Below are 17,583 nucleotides of genomic sequence, written 5' to 3' on the forward strand. Positions count from 1 at the left end.
CACAACGGCGGAGCTCACCATCCGATCGGTTCCGATCAGCCGGATCTCGCCGAGAGGATGGAGATCTCCGAATCTGTGGCGGTGCACGTCGCAGCAGCACCGCCTGAAAACGACGGATGCCCCGCCCGAACGAATCGGGCGGGGCATCCGCTGTTATGACTGCGACCTACGCGTCGGCGCCCTCTGCGGGCTCTTCAGCGTGCGTGCCTGCGGTCTCGCGACCCTCGGTGTCGGCGTCTTCGGCCAGCACCGGGGCGAGCGACAGCTTGCCGCGGTCGTCGATCTTCGTGATCTCGACGAGGATCTTCTGGCCGACGCCGAGCACGTCTTCGACGTTCTCGACGCGCTTGCCACCGGCGAGCTTGCGCACCTCGCTGATGTGCAGCAGGCCGTCTTTACCCGGGAGCAGGGAGACGAACGCGCCGAACGCCGCGATCTTGACGACGGTTCCGAGGAACTGCTCGCCGACCTCGGGGTTGGTCGGGTTCGCGATCGCGTTGACCTGGGCGCGGGCGGCCTCGGCCGAGGGGCCGTCGGTCGCGCCGATGTAGACGGTGCCGTCCTCCTCGATGGAGATGTCGGCGCCGGTCTCGTCCTGGATCGCGTTGATCGTCTTGCCCTTCGGGCCGATCAGCTCGCCGATCTTGTCGACGGGGATCTGCACCGAGATCACGCGGGGCGCGGTCGGAGCCATCTCGTCAGGGCCGTCGATGGCGGCGTTCAGCACGGCGAGGATCGTCGTGCGAGCGTCCTTCGCCTGCGTCAGCGCGCCGGCGAGCACCGAGGCGGGGATGCCGTCGAGCTTCGTGTCGAGCTGGATCGCCGTGACGAACTCCGACGTGCCGGCGACCTTGAAGTCCATGTCGCCGAGGGCGTCTTCGGCGCCGAGGATGTCGGTGAGGGCCGCGTAGCGCGTCTCGCCGTTCACGGTGTCGGAGATGAGGCCCATCGCGATGCCGGCGACGGGTGCGCGCAGCGGCACGCCCGCGTTCAGGAGCGCGAGGGTCGAGGCGCAGACGGAGCCCATCGACGTCGAGCCGTTGGAGCCGAGAGCCTCGGACACCTGGCGGATCGCGTAGGGGAACTCCTCGCGCGTGGGCAGCACGGGCACGAGGGCGCGCTCGGCGAGTGCGCCGTGCCCGATCTCGCGACGCTTCGGCGACCCGACGCGACCGGTCTCACCGGTCGAGTAGGGCGGGAAGTTGTAGTTGTGCATGTAGCGCTTCTTGGTGACCGGGCTCAGCGAGTCGATCGACTGCTCGAGCTTCAGCATGTTCAGCGTCGTGACGCCGAGGATCTGGGTCTCACCGCGCTGGAAGATGGCCGAGCCGTGGACACGGGGAACGACCTGCACCTCTGCGTCGAGCGGGCGGATGTCGGCGAGCCCGCGGCCGTCGATGCGCACACCCTCTTCGAGGACGCGCGTGCGCATGACGTGCTTCGTGACCGACTTGTAGGCCGCGGAGACCTCGGCGTTGGCCGAATCGGGCAGTTCGCCCGCTTCGACCTTGGCCGCGACGTGCTCCTTGACGCGCGACTTGAGCGCGTCATCGGCGTCCTGGCGCTCGACCTTGCCGGCGATCTTGTAGACGTCCTTGAGCTCGGCGCTCGCGAACGCTTCCACCGCCGCCTTGACCTCGGCCTGGTACGGCGGGAACGTCGGGTAGTCGGCGGTCGGCTTCGCGGCGGTCTTCGCGACCGACTGCTGCGCCTCGACGAGCTGCTTGATGAAGGGCTTCGAAGCCTCGATGCCCTGCGCGATGACGGCCTCGTCGGGCTTGACCCCGCCGGCCTGGATGAGGTTCCACGCGTTGTCGGTCGCCTCGGCCTCGATCATCATGATCGCGACGTCCTGCGAGCCGTCGGCCTCGGTGATCACGCGACCGGCGACGACCATGCTGAACACGGCCTCTTCGATCTGCGAGTACTTCGGGAACGCGACCCACTGGCCGTCGATGAGGGCGACGCGGACGCCGCCGACCGGACCCGAGAACGGGAGACCGGAGAGCTGCGTCGAGAGCGACGCGGCGTTGATGGCGAGCACGTCGTAGAACTCATCGGGCTCGATCGCGAGCACGGTGACGACGACCTGCACCTCGTTGCGGAGGCCCTCGACGAACGAGGGGCGCAGGGGGCGGTCGATCAGGCGGCAGGTGAGGATCGCCTCGGTCGAGGGGCGGCCCTCGCGGCGGAAGAACGAGCCCGGGATGCGGCCAGCTGCGTACATGCGCTCTTCGACGTCGATCGTGAGCGGGAAGAAGTCGAAGTGCTCCTTCGGCTGCTTGGAGACCGAGGTCGCCGAGAGCAGCATGGTCTCTTCGTCGATGTAGGCGACGGCGGAGCCCTGCGACTGCTGGGCGAGACGGCCGGTCTCGAAGCGGATGGTGCGGGTGCCGAACTTGCCATTGTCGATGACCGTTTCGGCGAACGTGATTTCAGGACCTTCCAAGAGGTCGTCTCCTTTGTTTACCGTCGCACCCCGTGTGGGCGCGACTCATCCAGAGGAGCAGGAACAGGCAATACGAATCGCGTCGGTCGACGCGTTCACGCTGGCCACCAGTAGAAGTCCACCGCTCGGATCTCGAAACACGACTTCGTCGCACTCGATCAACGATCGGTAATCCACCACAGGGGACCAGCTTCCTGCCGGCCTGCTCCAGCGATCGCCCGCACGAAAAGCACGGGCAACCTCCCCCAATGCTAGCAGAGCGTCCGTTTTCGGCCGGTGAACAGCGGATGTCGCGTGGCGCGAGCCCGCTCGGCACCGCCTGCACGTGCGCGGGCGCGAGGCATCCGTGACAGACTCGAACCCATGAGTTCCGACGAGCAGACCAACCAGGGCCCGTCCGACGAGGCGAAGCGCAAGTTCCGCGAGGCCCTCGATCGCAAGAACAGCGCGGCGAAGAAGCGCTCCGGCGAATCCCACCTCGACGGGGGCGGCGCAGCACAGCACACGCAGGGCCCGGCCGACCACAAGCGCGAGTTCCGCCGCAAGAGCGGCTGATCCGTCTCACTCCCTCGTCACCGTCCCCTGGACGGTGACGAGCTGCGTCTTCCGAGGCTCGCGGTCGGCCGTCGGCACGATGACGGGCACCAGTTGCGCACGCTTCGGCGTTCGCCCGTCACCCGCGGCACGTCCGGCGAGCCGACGACGAAGCCACGGCACCGCGTGTCGCACGAGCCACTCGGCGTCGCCGACCGCGGTGAGGCCGAGGTCCTCCTCCTGATCGTGCACCGCGTGCTCGAGCTCGCCGAGCACGCTGGCATGGCGCACACCGAGCACGCGAGCCGCAGCGTACGCGATGCCGCGATGGCCGGCGGCGTTCAGGTGCACGCGATCCTCCGCCCAGCGCTCGAGGTCGATGAGCTCGGGGTCGGCCTCGACGTCGAGGAGCATCGATCCCGTCGCCGCGGCGAGCTCGCGCAGCCTCGCGTTGTAGGTCCGGAAGCGTTGCCGGTAGAACCGGGTCACCGGCCGGCGCGGCAGGAACGGCGTCACGAGCAGCACGTCGCACCCCGTCGACCGCAGGCGTGAGACGGCGGCGCCGAGGTCGAGCGCGAGCCGCTCGGGATCGACTCGACGGCCGACGAGGTCATTGGCCCCGATGAGCACCGAGACGAGGTCGGCGCCGAGCGCGGCGGCCTCGGGAAGCTGCACGTCGATCGCGTCCCGCACCTTGCGGCTGCGCACGGCGAGGTTCGCGTATCCGACCGGTGCATCGCGGCTCGTGACCGCGAGCAGCATCGCGAGGCGGTCGGCCCAGCCTCGGTACTCCCCCGCTGGCGCGCGAGACGTGTCGCAGAGCCCTTCCGTGAGCGAGTCCCCGACGGCGACGTAGCGACTCCAGCGGCGCGGGGCAGGAGCGGGCGGTGCGGATGCCACGGGGCCCTGATCCTGGACGGGGCTCGGAGGCGCCTCGGCATCCGTCGCAGTGACCGTCGCGTGCCCCATCACCGACTCGTAGTGGCCGATGAGCTCGTCACCGAGCCGGTCCCATCCTCGCCCGGCGACGGATTGGCGTGCGCGCTCCCCGAATGCCCGGCGCTTCGCATCGTCACCGGTGAGGTCGCGCACGCGATCCCGCAGGTCGTCGAGGTCGCCCGGGCGGTAGAGCCATCCGTTCACGCTGTTCTGCACGAGGTCGAGCGGGCCGCCGCGCCCGGTCGCCACGACCGGCACGCCGCTCGCCATCGCCTCCTGCACGGTCTGGCAGAACGTCTCGCTCTCGCCGGGGTGCACGAAGACGTCGAGGCTCGCCATCGCCCGCGCGAGTTCGTCGCCGCCGAGGAACCCGGTGAAGCGGGCCTCGGGCAGCACCCGCTCGAGCTGCAGCCTCGACGGTCCGTCGCCGATGACGATCAGCCGCACGCCCGGCAGCGTCGCGATCGCGCGGAGGTCCTCGACCTGCTTCTCGGGTGCGAGGCGCCCGACGTAGCCGACGAGAATCTCGCCGTTCGGCGCCCACTCGCGGCGCCGGCCCTCGTCGCGCCGGTCTGGCGCGAACCGCTCGGTGTCGACGCCGCGGCGCCAGAGCCGGAGCCGGTCGACGCCGAGCGACTCGAGCCGTTCGACGGCCGACGACGAGGGTGCGAGCGTCAGCGTGGCGCGCCGGTGCAGGCGCCCGAGGTGGCGGGTGAGCGCGGGCGCCGCGCCCGGGACGCCGTAGCGCTCCGCATATGACGGGATGTCGGTCTGGTAGACCGCGACGCTCGGGATGCCGAGCGACTCGGCGGCCAGCACGCCGCGCCAGCCGAGCACGAACGGCGAGGCGAGGTGCACGACCTCGGCCCCGTGCGCGTGCATCACCTCGGCCAGACGATGCGCGCCCGCGAGCGTGACGCGAACATCGGGATAGCTCGGGAGCGGGACCGACGGCAGCAGCACGGATCGGGCGCCGTAGAGGGTGTGGTCGATCGGCCCGGAGCGCGGGGCGATCACGAGGGCATCGTGCCCCCGTCGCTCGAGGTGGCGCAGCGCCTGCAGCAGCGAGTGCGTCACGCCGTTCATGTGCGGGAGGAACGATTCTGCGAGGAGGACGACCTTCACGACTCCAGCGTGAGGGGTGCTCCGGCGAAGAACGGACGGAATCACCTCCGGGAACCGAGGATTCATCGTCTCGTCGACTGCCGTTCGCCGCCCCGTCGACGAGGCGGGGGTTCGGAGACTCCGCAAGCCCTCGCTTTCCGCACGGCGGAGGCGCAAGATGAGTCGGTACGCACGCACAGATTCGAGGGGGAATGCAATGACTTCCGTCGCACGTGTCACCACCATCACCGTTCGTTCCGAGACCGGCTTCGACGACGCGGTCGCCGCCGGCGTCGCCCGGGCGTCGGAGACCCTGCGCAACGTCACCGGCGCCTGGGTCAAGGAGCAGAAGGTCGACGTCACCGACGGCGCCGTCACGTCGTGGTCGGTCACGCTCGAGGTGACCTTCGTACTCGACGACTGAGCGCCCGGCGACGAGCACGCGCCGATCGTCCGATCACCGAACGGGCGACCGGCATCCGGCATGCCCGGCGCGCGTGCCGGTGCGACCGCGGCGCCGCGCCGCTCGCGGTAGCTGAGAGTTCCATGAGCATCGCCGGATCGGCATCATCGAACGCGGCTCCGGCCGTCTCTTCGGGTGGAGGGCTGCACCCACAGCCCCTCCGCTTTCCACCCGAAGGAGCTGATCCACCGTGCACCCGCATGCGCACACCCCCGTCCGACCACACCGAGGATTCCGCACGATCGCGGCCGTCGCGGCCGCGGCGCTCGCCTCATTGGCGATGGCCGTCACCGTGCCGACCTCGGCGCAGGCGAGCGAACTCGACGCCATCACGAGCGTCGCGATCAACGCCGACGCCCCGAACGGCCCCATCGGGGTCGGGCAGCGCTATGCCGTCGATGCGACCTGGGCCGTCCCGGCCACCGCGGTCGCGGGCGACACCTTCCGCCTCGACTTCCCGAGCCCGGTGCGCGCCTACTCGGCGAACTTCGTGCTCCGCGACTCGGCGGGAGCCGCGGTCGGCGAGTGCGTCGTCTCGGAATCGAGCATCGTCTGCACGCTCGGCGACTACGTCGAGTCGCACGACGACGTGCACGGTTCGCTGCACTTCTTCGCGCAGTCGTCGGCCGCGACCGACGACGACACGTACGTCTTCACGACCGGCAACGGCCTCGAGATCCGCGTCCCGATCCCCGGCGGCGGAATCGTCGGGGGCGGCGGCGAGCCCAGCACCGCCCCGACCTCGCCGAAGAAGTGGGGCTGGCTGAACGACGACGGCACGTCGATCACGTGGCAGGTCGTCGTCCCGTCGGACGTGCTCGCCGCCGACCCGTCGCCCGTGCTCGTCGACGTCTACGACGGGCGCATGGGCTTCGACGCCTCGAGCCTCACGGCAGGCTGGGTCCCCGCATCGAAGTGGGACTCGTGGGAGTACCACGACCTCGTCGCGGGCACCGGTCCCGAGACCTTCACGCTCGTCGACTCGCCTGCCACGCACTCCTTCGAGTTCACCTTCAATGAGCCGGTGACCTCGGAGGATCGCGTCTACATGCTGAAGTACCGCACGACGCTGCCCGCGGACGCGCGCGAGGGCGACCTCTTCGGCAACACCGTGACGGCCTCCGGCGAGGAGTTCACCACGTGGCCCGTCGAGTTCGTCACCGCCGGCGGCGAGGGCGGCGGAACCGGAAAGCTCGGCGGATTCACCGTGGCCAAGACGCTCTCGGGCGACGGCGCAGCCACGGTGCCCGACGGCACGACCTACACGGTGACGTACTCCTACCTGCGCGGCGGCCAGCCGGTCACCGGATCGCTGACGCTCTCGCCTGGATCACCGAAGGGCATCGCCGGCCTGCCGACGGGCACCATCGTGACGCTGAGCGAAGCGGAACCCGAGGCGATCAGCGGAGCGACCTACGGAACGCCCCGGTTCTCGGGCGACGGCGTCAGCACGGATGCCGGCTCTGCTGAGCTCGTGATCGGCGACCGCACGACGATCGCCGTGGCCCTCGAGAATCCGGTCGCCCTCGTGCCGACCGAGTCGACCCCGCCGACCCCGCAGGTCTCCACGCCGTCGCCCGCGGTGACGGGCGCCGGCTTGGCCTCGACGGGCGTCGAGCCGGGCTGGCCGCTCGCGGGCGCGATCGTCCTGGTGCTGCTCGGCGGTGCGGCGCTCGTGACCGTCCGACGTCGGGCGCACGCGGGCTGAGGCGGGCGCGACGCGGAGCGGGAGGGGCGAGCCCTCCCGCTCCTCGTGCTTCGATCTGGAAGGCGACCCCCCGGCTAGAAGGCGAACGTGCCGGCGAGGGCGAGGAACGCCCCGCTGTCCTCATCGGAGATCGAGACGTTCGACCACATTCCCGAGACGAGTGTCGACGTCTGTCCACCCGGGCAGTCGAGCACATCGGCTGCTGCCGGCGCACTGAGGGTCAGCATCCCCGTCACGCTCCCGTTCTTCCCGGCGGTGAACTCCCCGCTCTCTGAGACGTCGGTGCTGATCGTCGTCTTCTTCGGGTCGGACGGCACGTGGCCGCCGTTGTTGACGCATGAATAGGTCGCGTCGAGCTGCGCGGTGGCCGTGATGGTCTCCGTGGAACCCGACGAGAGTCCCGCTTCCTTGAACTGGACCACGAGCGAGGTGCCCGAGAGCGATGCGCCCGTGGCGTTCTTGATGAAGTGCGGGCTGCCGGCGGCCGAGGCGGCACCGGCGCCCACGAGTACGAGCGCGGCGGTCGCTGCGAGCACGGCGAGTGTTCGGCGAATGAGCATGATCTGCTTCCCTTCGGGCGGGTGTGCGCGGCCGGACTGCGCAGGCACCGGCCTTCACACGGGTCGCCCCCGATCGGTCCGCGTGGACGGTGTCGCACCTGACCACGTCCTGTCGCCGACGGTACGCTTCACCGGCCGCGTCCGACATCCCCAAAATGAGGTTCATTCACTTTATGATCACTCGTGACGAGGTCCCGACGTCGCCTTCCGTTCACTTCCGGCCACTAGAACGGGCACATGGATGACGCGTGGCTCACCGGGCTCGCCGCGTCGCCGTGGCTCCTGCCCTCTGTCTTCGCGCTCGTCGTGGCCGACGCGTTCCTGGTCGTGCTGCCGAGCGAGACGGTCGTCGTGGCGCTCGGCGCCGTGTCGGCCACGACCGGAGCACCGCCGTTCTGGCTGCTGCTTCCCGTGGCGGCCGTCGGCGCGGCCGTCGGCGACGCGCTCTGCTACCTGATCGGTCGGCGCGTCGGCCTCGACCGGTGGCGTTGGCAGCGCACGCGCCGGACCGCAGCCGCGATCGAACGGGTCCGGGTCGCCGTGCACCGCCGGACCGCGCTGCTCGTGTTCACGGCGCGCTACGTGCCGTTCGCCCGCATCGCGGTGAATATGGCGGCCGGAGCGGGTCGGGTCCCGCTCCGGCGCTACGTCCCGCTGACAGCGGCTGCCGGGGCCGTGTGGGCGTGCTTCAACATCGGGATCGGCGCAGTCGTCGGAGGCCTGCTCCTCGACTCGCCGCTCATCGCGACCGCGGTCTCCGTTCCGGTCGCGATCGTGCTCGGCCTCGCCGTCGACCGGGCGATGGCGCTGCTCGACCGCCGTCGCACGGCCAGAGAGGCGTCACTCCCCCGTGAGGCCGCCGATGAGGTGGCCGAAGGGCCGGTCGAGGGCGAAGGGGTCCCTGACGTTCGCTGAACGGTCGCTCGCGGCGACGAGCGCGGCGAGCTCGCCGGAGGCCCGGTCGATACGGGCCGGGAGCGTCTTCACGCTGTCTGCCGACTCGCCCCAGTCACCCGTCGCGGCGAACACGCCAGTCGGCGCGACGATCGCGTGCAGGTAGGTGAACATCGGCCGCAGTGCGTAGTCGAGCGCGAGGGAGTGCCGAGGCGTCCCGGCCGTCGCGCCGATCACGACCGGCAGTTCGGCGAGCGCGGCGCTGTCGATCACGTCGAAGAACGACTTGAACAGTCCCGAGTAGCTCGTCGTGAAGATCGGCGTGACGGCGATGAGTCCGTCGGCGCCGGTCACGGCCTCGATGACCGCCTCGAGCTTCGGACTCGGGAAGCCCGTGAGCATGTGGTTCATGATGTCGGTCGCGACATCCCGCAGCTCGAATGTCTCGACTGTCGTGTCGATGCCCTGCTCGGCGAGCTTGGCGACGGTGGCGTCGCTCAGCTTGTCGGCGAGCATGCGCGTCGACGACGGCTGGCTGAGGCCGGCCGAGACGACGGCGAGGGTGCGCGTGGTCATCGTCAGGCTCCCTTCACTGCTGCGGCGCCGAACGCGGCGCCCTTCGGAGCTGCGATCGTGCCGCCGTCGGCCTTCGCCGCATTGCGCGCGGCGACGAGCGACTCGTGCGTCGGGGCATCCGGAACCGTCGCGGGTCGGTTGTTCGCGAATTCCTTGCGCAGCACCGGCACCACCTCCGAGCCGAGCAGGTCGAGCTGCTCGAGCACGGTCTTCAGCGGCAGGCCGGCGTGGTCCATGAGGAAGAGCTGACGCTGGTAGTCGCCGACGTAGTCGCGGAAGCCGAGCGTCTTGTCGATGACCTCCTGGGGGCTGCCCACCGTGAGCGGCGTCTGCGAGGTGAACTCCTCGAGGCTCGGGCCGTGGCCGTAGACGGGCGCGTTGTCGAAGTACGGGCGGAACTCGCGTACGGCGTCCTGGGAGTTCTTGCGCATGAACACCTGACCGCCGAGTCCGACGATCGCCTGCTCGGCCGTGCCGTGCTCATAGTGCTCGAAGCGCTGGCGGTAGAGCGCCACCATGCGCTGGGTGTGCGAGGCAGGCCAGAAGATGTGGTTCGCGAAGAAGCCGTCGCCGTAGTAGGCGGCCTGCTCGGCGATCTCGGGGCTCCTGATCGAGCCGTGCCAGACGAAGGGCGGCACGTCGTCGAGCGGGCGCGGCGTCGACTGGAAGCCCTGGAGGGGCGTGCGGAACTGGCCGTCCCAATCGACGAAGTCCTCACGCCACAGGCGGTGCAGCAGCCCGTAGTTTTCGAGGGCGAGGTTGATGCCCTGACGGATGTCCTTGCCGAACCACGGGTAGACGGGGCCGGTGTTGCCGCGGCCGAGCATGAGGTCGACGCGGCCGTCGGCGACGTGCTGCAGCATCGCGAAGTCCTCGGCGATCTTCACGGGGTCGTTCGTCGTGATGAGCGTCGTGGAGGTCGTGAGCTGGATCTTCGACGTCTTCGCTGCGATGTAGGCCAGCGTCGTGGTCGGCGAGGAGGAGAAGAAGGGCGGGTTGTGGTGCTCGCCGAGTGCGAAGACGTCGAGGCCGACCTCTTCGGCGTGCTGTGCGATCGTCAGCACGTCGGTGATGCGCTCGTGCTCGCTCGGCGTGCGCCCCGTCGTCGGGTCTTGCGTGATGTCGCTGACGGTGAAGATTCCGAACTGCATGGTGCCCTCCTGGGCTCATCCTCGTGGGAGATTCCGTGTTGCATGCTTTTGCATACATCTGAGCAAACGGATGCCTCCTGCACAGTATTCCCGATCGGTGCGCCCCGCACGGATCAGGCGCCGAGCACCGTCCGTGCACGCGAACGGGGCGGACAGGCCCGATGCCTGTCCGCCCCTGGAACCGCGCTCGATCGGTGTCAGTCGAGCTCGTCGTGCTCGTGGCCGTGGTCGGGCGCGAGCCCGCCGCCGCCCGGCAGGTTGACCGTGCCCTCGGGAGTGCCAGGTGCCGGCAGCACGAAGTTCCCGGGCACCTTCGCGCCGACCACGCCGTTCACGGACTCGGTGGAGTACGCGTAGGTGAGCACCGCCGTCGCGATCGCGTCGGAGTTGACGTCGAGCGCATCGAGCGCGAGGTTGTCGATCGTGTCGCAGACGAGGTGGTAGCACGGGTCGTACTGCGCACCCGCGGTGCCGCCCCAGATCTCCGCCTGCGCCGGGGTCTTCACGACTTCGGCGCCGGTGAACAGGCCACCGGCCGGCACGCCGTTCTGGATGAACGCCTGGTAGTCGCTGCGCCCGCTGAACTGCGCGTCGTCATACGGCACGCCCGCCCACGTGTAGTAGCTCTCGAAGAGGTCCTCGATCTGCGTCGAGCCCTCGGGGATCGGAACCCCCTCGGGGGCGTCCCAGCCCGACTCGTCGCCGTCGTACACCATGAAGATGTAGTTGGGAGACGCCACCATGTCGAAGTTCAGGTACAGCGCGACGTCGTCGAGCGTGCCCGCAGCCACCTGGTCGGCGACGTAGGCCCGCGAGCCGAGCAGCCCGCTCTCCTCAGCACCCCACCATGCGAACCGCAGCGTGTTCTCGGGCTGCAGCTTCGACATCTGCTGCGCGATCTCGAGCAGCGCCGACGAGCCGCTGCCGTTGTCGTTGATGCCGGGTCCGGCCTGCACCGAGTCGAGGTGCGCTCCGGCCATCACGACGTTCCCGTCGTTCTTGCCCGGCAGTTCGGCGATCACGTTCACCTGGGGCCGCGACTCCGGCGAGGAGACGACCACGTGGGCGGTCGAGCCCGCCTGCGCGAGCTTGGCGCCATCGGCGAAGCTCGCGCCGACGACCGGGATCGACAGCGGCGTCTGGTTGACACCGAACAGCGTGCCCGTCAGCAGCCCGGAACGGAGCTCGGTGTTGCCTTGGTTGAACATGATGACGGCCGCCGCGCCGGCCTCCTGGGCGTTGACGGCCTTGACGCCGAACTCGCACGTGCCTCGCTGGATGAGCGCGATCGACCCGGCCGGGAAGCCGACGAAGTCGCTGTCCTCGCAACCGCTCGTGACAGGGTCCCGCGGGGGTGCGAGCACGATGTCGACGGGCACCACGTTGCCCGTGATGTCGCCGTAGCCGGTGCCCGTGAAGACCGCCGACTCGTAGGTCGCGGGGGTCGGTGCGAGCTGTTGCAGCGTTGGCGGCGGTACGTAGGTGAAGTCGAACCCGTCGAGCTCGACGTTCCAGCCGGCAGCCTCGAGCGTGTCGACGACGTAGTCGACGCTCTCGGTGTAGCCGGTGGTCCCGGCCGCACGGTTCCCGCCGTTGGCATCGGCGATGTCCTGCAGCGCCTGCTGGTGCTCGAGCACGCCGTCGACGCGAACGCACTCGAGCAGCTTCTCGTAGGTGTTGTTCGTGCGGTTGTCGCACCCGGCGCCCGCCGGCGCCGCCAGCGCCGCGCTGGTCGGTACGAGCGCCAGCCCGGCGATCGCCGCGGTTGCGATCACCGCCGTCCTGGCGCGCTTGGAAAGTGTTGCAGATGGGTACATCGTCTCCCCTTCCGTGCCGGTCCGTCTCCATTGACCCCCGGTCGGGGGCCAGCATATGTGGTGCGTCGCGCAGAAGACAGCCCTTGCTTCCGATTCGGCGCATCGGCGCACGGATCGAGCGTGACCGGTGCGCCTCGTGGCTAGACTCGCCGTGATGGGCACGATTTCGGTCATCATTCCGAGCTTGAACGACGCGGACTTCCTCGCCGCATGCCTCGACGCGCTCGCGAGCCAGACCCGACTCCCCGACGAGGTCATCGTCGTCGACAACGGCTCGACGGATGCCACGGCCGACGTCGCCCTCGCCGCCGGCGCGCGAGTGGTGCACGAGCCGCTGCGCGGCATCTGGCCGGCAACGGCCGCGGGGTTCGACGCGGCCACCGGCGATCTCCTCGCCCGCCTCGACGCCGACTCGGTGCCTGCACCCGACTGGATCGCCGAGATCGAGCGGCGCATGGCCGCCTTCGACCGCCCCGCGGTCGTCACGAACGGCGGCACGTTCTACGGTCGCAACTCCGTCGTGCGCTGGATCGCACGGAACATCTACATCGGCGGCTATTTCACCGTGATCGGTGCGCTGCTCGGGCATCCGCCCATCTTCGGCTCGAACTACGCGATGCGGGCCGACGCGTGGGCACGTCTCCGCGACCTCGTGCACCGCGAGCGAGCCGACGTGCACGACGACCTCGACCTCGCGTGGTGGATGCAGCCCGGCATGACGGTCGTGCGCGACCGCCGCATGCTCGTGGGCGTCTCGGCGCGCCCGTTCGACACGTTCGACGGCCTTGCCCGACGGGTGCGCATGGCGTTCCACACGATGTCGGTCGAGTCGCGGGAGTGGCCGCCGCTCACCCGGCGGGCCGAACGACGCCGCGCGCCGGTCTGGGTATGGGAGGCGAACGCATCGCCCACGGATGCCGTCGTCGTCGATGCGGCCGAACCCGACGGTGAGGATCCGCTGCCCGCGTGAGCATCCGCCCGTCGCCGCCCGCGATGGCTACGGGGTGAGCTCCGTCGCCTCGAACAACGCGAGCATGTCGCGCACGAGCTGATGCGGCGCGGTCTCGCACGGGCTGTGGCCGGTGGGATAGACCGACAGGTGCGCCCCGATCTCGCGAGCGAATCGCTCGTGCAGCTCTCGCGGCCAGAGGTCGTGCTCGCCGACCGCGACGAGCTTCGGGACGGACGATGCCGCGAGCTCGGCCCGGAGGTCGGGCGTCTGCATCATGAGCGCGATGATGTCGTCGACGCTCTCGCGGCGCGTGAGCGCGAATCGATCGCGCACGAACTCGAGTCGACGCGGCGGCACCCGGTTGAGGTTGTTGCGGATGCCCCAGAGCATGAGGCCCGCACCTTGGCGGGGCGACGTGAAAGCGCTGATCGGTCCGATGCGCTTGACCCCGCGGAACGACTGGCCGGGTTCGGGCGGGGCGCTGAGGAGCGTCAGGCTCGCGAAGCGCTCGGGCCGCGCGAGGAGCGCGAGTTCGGCGAGGGTGCCTGCGAAGCTGTAGCCGAGCACGTGCGCGGGCGCCGTGCCGTCGTCGAGCACCGCGAGGAAGTCGTCGAGGAAGAGCCGCTCGTCGTAGCGCTGCCGCGGCGGGCGGAGGTTCCACGGCCCTGCCCGCCATGACTCGTACTGGCCCGCGAGGTCGAACGACTCGACGCGGTATCCGGCCTCGGCGAAGAGCGGCATCATGAGCACGAAGTCCTCTTTCGAGCCCGTGGCGCCCGGGACCAGCACGATGCGCGGGGCCGACGGAGGTCCGAGCGCGACGCGTGCGAGCATGCCGCTCGGTGCCTCGAACATCGAGTGCTCAGCACCCTGGGGGAACACCCGCCAATCGAGGTCGGGGATCGCGTCGTCGGCGGCACGTGCCGGGTCGGGCTGCGCGGCCCCATGCGGACGCGCGACATCGACCGCGACCTCCGGTTCCGACGATTCGTCGGAGACCGAGCCGCGGCGACGGAACGAACCGAGCGCGTCTCCGAAAGCGACCACGCCTTCACGATACCGGCGCTGGGGCGGGGCGGGGCGGCACACTCGCATGCGATCCAGCTTCCCGCGGCAGGCGCCGGCGCACAGCTCGCGCAGAGCGAACACCGAGCACGTCCACAGCGACGCGGAATAGGCTTGCAGCATGGCTACCGTGGCGCTCACCCTGGACACCTTCGAGAAGACGATCCTCGAGGGCGGCACCGTCTTCGTCGACTTCTGGGCAGGCTGGTGCGGCCCGTGCCTGCAGTTCGCGCCGAACTACGAGGCCGCCGCCGAGGCGAACCCCGACTTCACCTTCGCCAAGGTCGACACCGAAGACCAGCAGCAGCTCGCCGCGGCCATGAACATCACGTCAATCCCCACGATCATGGCGTTCAAGGACGGCATCGGCGTCTTCGCACAGCCCGGCGCGCTCCCCCGGCCGATGCTCGACGAGCTCATCTCCCAGGTGCGGGCGCTCGACATGGAGCAGGTGCGCGCGGACCTCGCGAAGCAGGAAGCCGAGGAGGCCTCGGCCTGAGCCGCGTCGGCCAGCGCCGACGGATCACTCCGCCGCCGAGCCCTCGAGCCGCTCGAGTCCACTGAGGTCGACCTCGACGCCGTAGGGCCGCGAACCGCCCGTGATGAGGGCGGGCACTCGTGCGTATCGACCGTGCTCGCGCAAGCCGTCGAGCAGTTCGCGCCACCGGTCGTCGGCGGCCGGGCTCAGGAAGCCGGCATGACGGGGTCGGTCGCCGCCCACGAGCTGCACCCCAACGCGGTACCGCCGCGAGAGCCATCGACTCGAGCGCGGCACGAGCACCGCGTGCTGTTCTGTGCCGCCGTACAGCCGAGCGAGTTCGATCGCCGGCTGGTGGCGGTGCGCATCGGCCACCGGCACCACGGCGCGCACCTCGCGCTCGACGCGCGCTGCGTCGACGAGCTCGAGCCCGTCGATCGTCGTGAGGTCTCCCCATTGATCGGGGTTCGAGCGCCGTGACCCGCGCACGAGGCCGACGACCAGCCACGCGACCGCCGCCCCGAGAACCACGAGGAAGGGCCACAGCAGCCACGGCGGGCCATCCGGTCGCACGACGCCCGTCAGCAGGAGCAGCACGAACACGACGAGGTACGGGAGCGGCTCCCAGGCGAGAAACGGCTTCGAGCGGAGCGCGGGCATGTACTTCAGGCTATCGCGGGCGCGGAGGTCCCGATCCCAGCGGATGCCTCGGCCGAGGTCTTGGGCGCGCGCGGGTCAGCGCAGCCGCTGCATGAGCTCGGCCACCTCGTCGAGCACGGATTCGTCGCCCGCGTAGAGGCCCTGCTCGCGCGGCCAGTGCGCGACGACATCGGTGAATCCGAGTTCGGCCGCTCGCCCGACGGCGTCCTCGAACGCAGCGGCACTCTCGAGGCTGTACCGCGGCTCCGAGTCGAGCGAGAGGATGCGCTCGAGACTCGACGGATCGCGGCCTTCCCGACCGCACGCCTCATCGAGCCGGTCGCTCAGCTCGGCCAGGCGTCGCCACCACGCGTCGGTGTCTTCGATCGTGCCGCCCGTCGTCACCCAGCCGTCGCCGAGCCGGGCCACGAGGTCGAGTCCCTTCGGTCCTTCTGCCGCGAGGTGGAGCGGCATCCGCGGCCGCTGCGCCGGCTCACCGACCATGCGAGCACCGGATGCGGTGAACCACTCCCCCTCGAACGAGATGCCGCCGGACCCGGGTTCCTCGAACCGCAGGAGCACGTCGAGTGCCTCGGCGAACTCGACGAAGCGCGCGAGACGCTGCCGCGGCGTGTACTCGGGCTGGCCGAGCACGAACGCGTCGAACCCGGTGCCGCCCGAGCCGACGCCGAGCAGCAGGCGGCCGCCGGAGATCTGGTCGAGCGTCGCGGCATCCTTCGCGAAGGGCACCGGATGCCGGTAGTTCGGGCTCGCGACGAACGTGCCGAGCCCGATGCGCTCGGTGACCACCGCCGCAGCCGTGAGCGTGGGCACCGTCGCGTGCCAGCGCTCTCCGGCGAGGCCCCGCCACGAGAGGTGGTCGTAGGTCCACGCGTGGTTGAACCCGAGCTCCTCGGCGCCGCGCCAGTGGTGCGCCGCCTCGGGCCAGTCGTACTGCGGAAGGATGATGACGCCGAATCGCATCTTCAGAGTCTAGGCAGCACCGCCACGCCGCTCAGACCGTGAGCGGCCCCACTGCGGTGTCGAGCGCCTGGAGCAGGTCGGCGATCAGGTCGTCGGCGTCTTCGAGGCCGATCGAGAAGCGCAGGTGCCCGAGGGCCTTGAAACCGTCGGGGTAGAACGCCACGCGCGGTCCCGTCGTGCCGACGTGCACGATGAGCGACTCGTCGTGCCCGAGCGAGACGGCGGAGGTCACGATGCGCAGCGCCGCGACGAAGGCGTTCTGCACCTCGGGACCGCCGTCGATGGCGAACGACATGACCCCGCCGTAGGCGCCGCCGAACTGCGCCGTGGCGAGCTCGTGCTGTTCGTGCCCGGCCAGTCCCGGATAGGCAACGAACGCGATGCGAGGATCGGCGTCGAGCGCTTCGGCGACGCGCAGGGCGGTCGCGAACGTCTGCCGCAGGCGGAGCGGCAGCGTCACCGAGCCGCGCATGATGAGCCAGGCGTTGAAGGGGCTGATGACGCCGCCGACGTCGACCATCGCGTCGGCCTTCAGCTGCGCGATGAGCTCGTGGCGCCCCGAGACGGCGCCGCCCATCGCGTCGCCGTGGCCGTTGATGTACTTGGTGAGCGAGTGCACCGAGAGGTCGGCGCCGTGATCGAGCGGGCGGAAGAACGGCGGCGGAGTGAACGTGGAGTCGACGCTGAGCAGGGCGCCGGCCTCGTGCGCGATCACCGCGACGGCCGCGACATCCGTCACCTTCGTCGTGGGGTTCGCGATGGCCTCGATGTGCACGAGGCGGGTGTTCGCGCGGAGCGCCGCGCGCACGGCGTCGAGGTCGCTCGTGTCGACGAAGTCGGCTTCGATGCCGTACTTCTCGGGGAAGAGCTCGGTGAAGAGCCGATAGGTCGCCTCGTACGAGACGTCCGAGACGATGACGTGGTCGCCCGACCTCAGGAAGGTGAAGAACACCGCGTGCAGCGCCGCGACGCCGCTCGCGAGCACCACGGAGTCCTCGCCGTGCTCGAGCACCGCGAGCTTCGCCTGCAACCCGATCTGGTTCGCCCCGGAGTTGCGCGTGTAGAGCGGGTTCTCGGTGCCCGACCAGCTCATGGTCGACGGGTCATCGGGCAGCGCGTACGAGTTCGCCATCACGATCGGCGTGCGGATCGCCCCCGAGCCGCCGTCGACGGCATTGCCGGCGTGCACCGCCTGGGTCGTGTCGGCGAGCTCGGTCCAGTCGGCGCGTGTCATGTCTCGACGCTACGCCCGGGTCGCCGAGTATTACGG

Annotated in this window: 16 protein-coding genes; 6 read left to right on the top strand and 10 right to left on the bottom strand. The window is 70.1% G+C overall.

The genetic code is table 11. The features are described 5' to 3' along the window. Positions 1-166 precede the first annotated feature (166 nt). Positions 167-2,449 carry a polyribonucleotide nucleotidyltransferase gene (locus tag ESP57_RS15935; RefSeq protein ID WP_056013698.1) on the bottom strand — a complete coding sequence of 761 codons (2,283 nt, stop codon included), beginning with the start codon at positions 2,447-2,449 and terminating at the stop codon, positions 167-169. 363 nt (positions 2,450-2,812) lie between these two features. Here ESP57_RS15935 and ESP57_RS15940 point away from each other — a divergent pair, with 363 nt between their 5' ends. After that, positions 2,813-3,004, top strand: a complete 192-nt coding sequence (locus ESP57_RS15940) for a DUF5302 domain-containing protein (RefSeq protein WP_056013701.1) — start codon at positions 2,813-2,815, stop codon at positions 3,002-3,004. Positions 3,005-3,010: 6 nt separating this feature from the next. Here ESP57_RS15940 and ESP57_RS15945 read toward each other — a convergent pair whose 3' ends face one another. Next, entirely contained in the window at positions 3,011-5,047 is a 2,037-nt protein-coding gene (locus ESP57_RS15945) for a glycosyltransferase (RefSeq protein ID WP_129232246.1), read from the bottom strand. Positions 5,048-5,243: 196 nt separating this feature from the next. Between ESP57_RS15945 and ESP57_RS15950 the strand changes: the two genes are divergently transcribed. Together ESP57_RS15950 and ESP57_RS15955 are read left to right on the top strand one after the other, a co-directional pair. Continuing rightward, positions 5,244-5,450: a dodecin family protein gene (locus ESP57_RS15950; protein WP_056013706.1), complete on the top strand. Its 207-nt coding sequence runs from the start codon at positions 5,244-5,246 to the stop codon at positions 5,448-5,450. A 319-nt stretch (positions 5,451-5,769) separates the two neighbouring features. Next, positions 5,770-7,197, top strand: a complete 1,428-nt coding sequence (locus ESP57_RS15955) for a DUF5979 domain-containing protein (protein ID WP_129232247.1) — start codon at positions 5,770-5,772, stop codon at positions 7,195-7,197. A gap of 74 nt (positions 7,198-7,271) precedes the next feature. Here ESP57_RS15955 and ESP57_RS15960 read toward each other — a convergent pair whose 3' ends face one another. After that, the gene (locus tag ESP57_RS15960) at positions 7,272-7,757 is read right to left on the bottom strand and encodes a hypothetical protein (RefSeq protein WP_056013715.1); all 486 of its coding nucleotides are present in this window, start codon (positions 7,755-7,757) and stop codon (positions 7,272-7,274) included. A 237-nt stretch (positions 7,758-7,994) separates the two neighbouring features. Between ESP57_RS15960 and ESP57_RS15965 the strand changes: the two genes are divergently transcribed. Next, entirely contained in the window at positions 7,995-8,672 is a 678-nt protein-coding gene (locus tag ESP57_RS15965) for a DedA family protein (RefSeq protein ID WP_129232248.1), read from the top strand. Here the strand turns inward: ESP57_RS15965 and ESP57_RS15970 are convergent. From ESP57_RS15970 to ESP57_RS15980, 3 genes are all read right to left on the bottom strand, one after another. Next, positions 8,598-9,227, bottom strand: coding sequence for an FMN reductase (locus ESP57_RS15970; RefSeq protein ID WP_056013718.1), 630 nt, complete (start codon positions 9,225-9,227; stop codon positions 8,598-8,600). The two genes, ESP57_RS15965 and ESP57_RS15970, sit on opposite strands and share 75 nt — an antisense overlap. Positions 9,228-9,229: 2 nt before the next feature. Continuing rightward, complete coding sequence (locus tag ESP57_RS15975) at positions 9,230-10,378, bottom strand: LLM class flavin-dependent oxidoreductase (protein WP_082571600.1); 1,149 nt, start codon at positions 10,376-10,378, stop codon at positions 9,230-9,232. Positions 10,379-10,575: 197 nt separating this feature from the next. Further along, positions 10,576-12,153, bottom strand: a complete 1,578-nt coding sequence (locus ESP57_RS15980; RefSeq protein WP_243648563.1) for a M28 family peptidase — start codon at positions 12,151-12,153, stop codon at positions 10,576-10,578. 196 nt (positions 12,154-12,349) lie between these two features. On the opposite strand from ESP57_RS15980, the gene ESP57_RS15985 reads away from it, so the two are divergent. Further along, positions 12,350-13,165, top strand: coding sequence for a glycosyltransferase family 2 protein (locus tag ESP57_RS15985; RefSeq protein ID WP_129232250.1), 816 nt, complete (start codon positions 12,350-12,352; stop codon positions 13,163-13,165). 27 nt (positions 13,166-13,192) lie between these two features. Here ESP57_RS15985 and ESP57_RS15990 read toward each other — a convergent pair whose 3' ends face one another. Continuing rightward, positions 13,193-14,050, bottom strand: a complete 858-nt coding sequence (locus ESP57_RS15990) for an alpha/beta fold hydrolase (protein ID WP_243648584.1) — start codon at positions 14,048-14,050, stop codon at positions 13,193-13,195. 283 nt (positions 14,051-14,333) lie between these two features. On the opposite strand from ESP57_RS15990, the gene ESP57_RS15995 reads away from it, so the two are divergent. After that, complete coding sequence (locus tag ESP57_RS15995; protein WP_056013724.1) at positions 14,334-14,711, top strand: thioredoxin family protein; 378 nt, start codon at positions 14,334-14,336, stop codon at positions 14,709-14,711. A gap of 24 nt (positions 14,712-14,735) precedes the next feature. Here ESP57_RS15995 and ESP57_RS16000 read toward each other — a convergent pair whose 3' ends face one another. The 3 genes from ESP57_RS16000 to ESP57_RS16010 form a co-directional block, all read right to left on the bottom strand. Further along, a complete protein-coding gene (locus tag ESP57_RS16000) occupies positions 14,736-15,350 on the bottom strand; it encodes a hypothetical protein (RefSeq protein ID WP_129232252.1) in 615 nt (204 codons plus the stop codon). Positions 15,351-15,425: 75 nt separating this feature from the next. Next, positions 15,426-16,313: an LLM class flavin-dependent oxidoreductase gene (locus ESP57_RS16005; protein WP_129232253.1), complete on the bottom strand. Its 888-nt coding sequence runs from the start codon at positions 16,311-16,313 to the stop codon at positions 15,426-15,428. Between the two features lie 31 nt (positions 16,314-16,344). Then, on the bottom strand, positions 16,345-17,547 hold the full coding sequence (locus ESP57_RS16010) for a trans-sulfuration enzyme family protein (RefSeq protein ID WP_129232254.1): 1,203 nt from the start codon (positions 17,545-17,547) through the stop codon (positions 16,345-16,347). Between the last annotated feature and the right edge of the window lie 36 nt (positions 17,548-17,583).

This window comes from Agromyces fucosus, from assembly GCF_004134865.1.
In the GTDB taxonomy this organism is placed as follows: domain Bacteria; phylum Actinomycetota; class Actinomycetes; order Actinomycetales; family Microbacteriaceae; genus Agromyces; species Agromyces fucosus.

Excerpts from the sequence above, each read along its gene's own strand:
- ESP57_RS15985 (WP_129232250.1), top strand. The coding sequence starts at position 12,350 with ATGGGCACGATTTCGGTCATCATTCCGAGCTTGAACGACGCGGACTTC.
- ESP57_RS16010 (WP_129232254.1), bottom strand. The coding sequence starts at position 17,547 with ATGACACGCGCCGACTGGACCGAGCTCGCCGACACGACCCAGGCGGTG.
- ESP57_RS16005 (WP_129232253.1), bottom strand. The coding sequence starts at position 16,313 with ATGCGATTCGGCGTCATCATCCTTCCGCAGTACGACTGGCCCGAGGCG.
- ESP57_RS16000 (WP_129232252.1), bottom strand. The coding sequence starts at position 15,350 with ATGCCCGCGCTCCGCTCGAAGCCGTTTCTCGCCTGGGAGCCGCTCCCG.
- ESP57_RS15970 (WP_056013718.1), bottom strand. The coding sequence starts at position 9,227 with ATGACCACGCGCACCCTCGCCGTCGTCTCGGCCGGCCTCAGCCAGCCG.
- ESP57_RS15960 (WP_056013715.1), bottom strand. The coding sequence starts at position 7,757 with ATGCTCATTCGCCGAACACTCGCCGTGCTCGCAGCGACCGCCGCGCTC.
- ESP57_RS15940 (WP_056013701.1), top strand. The coding sequence starts at position 2,813 with ATGAGTTCCGACGAGCAGACCAACCAGGGCCCGTCCGACGAGGCGAAG.
- ESP57_RS15965 (WP_129232248.1), top strand. The coding sequence starts at position 7,995 with ATGGATGACGCGTGGCTCACCGGGCTCGCCGCGTCGCCGTGGCTCCTG.
- ESP57_RS15955 (WP_129232247.1), top strand. The coding sequence starts at position 5,770 with ATGGCCGTCACCGTGCCGACCTCGGCGCAGGCGAGCGAACTCGACGCC.
- ESP57_RS15995 (WP_056013724.1), top strand. The coding sequence starts at position 14,334 with ATGGCTACCGTGGCGCTCACCCTGGACACCTTCGAGAAGACGATCCTC.
- ESP57_RS15975 (WP_082571600.1), bottom strand. The coding sequence starts at position 10,378 with ATGCAGTTCGGAATCTTCACCGTCAGCGACATCACGCAAGACCCGACG.
- ESP57_RS15950 (WP_056013706.1), top strand. The coding sequence starts at position 5,244 with ATGACTTCCGTCGCACGTGTCACCACCATCACCGTTCGTTCCGAGACC.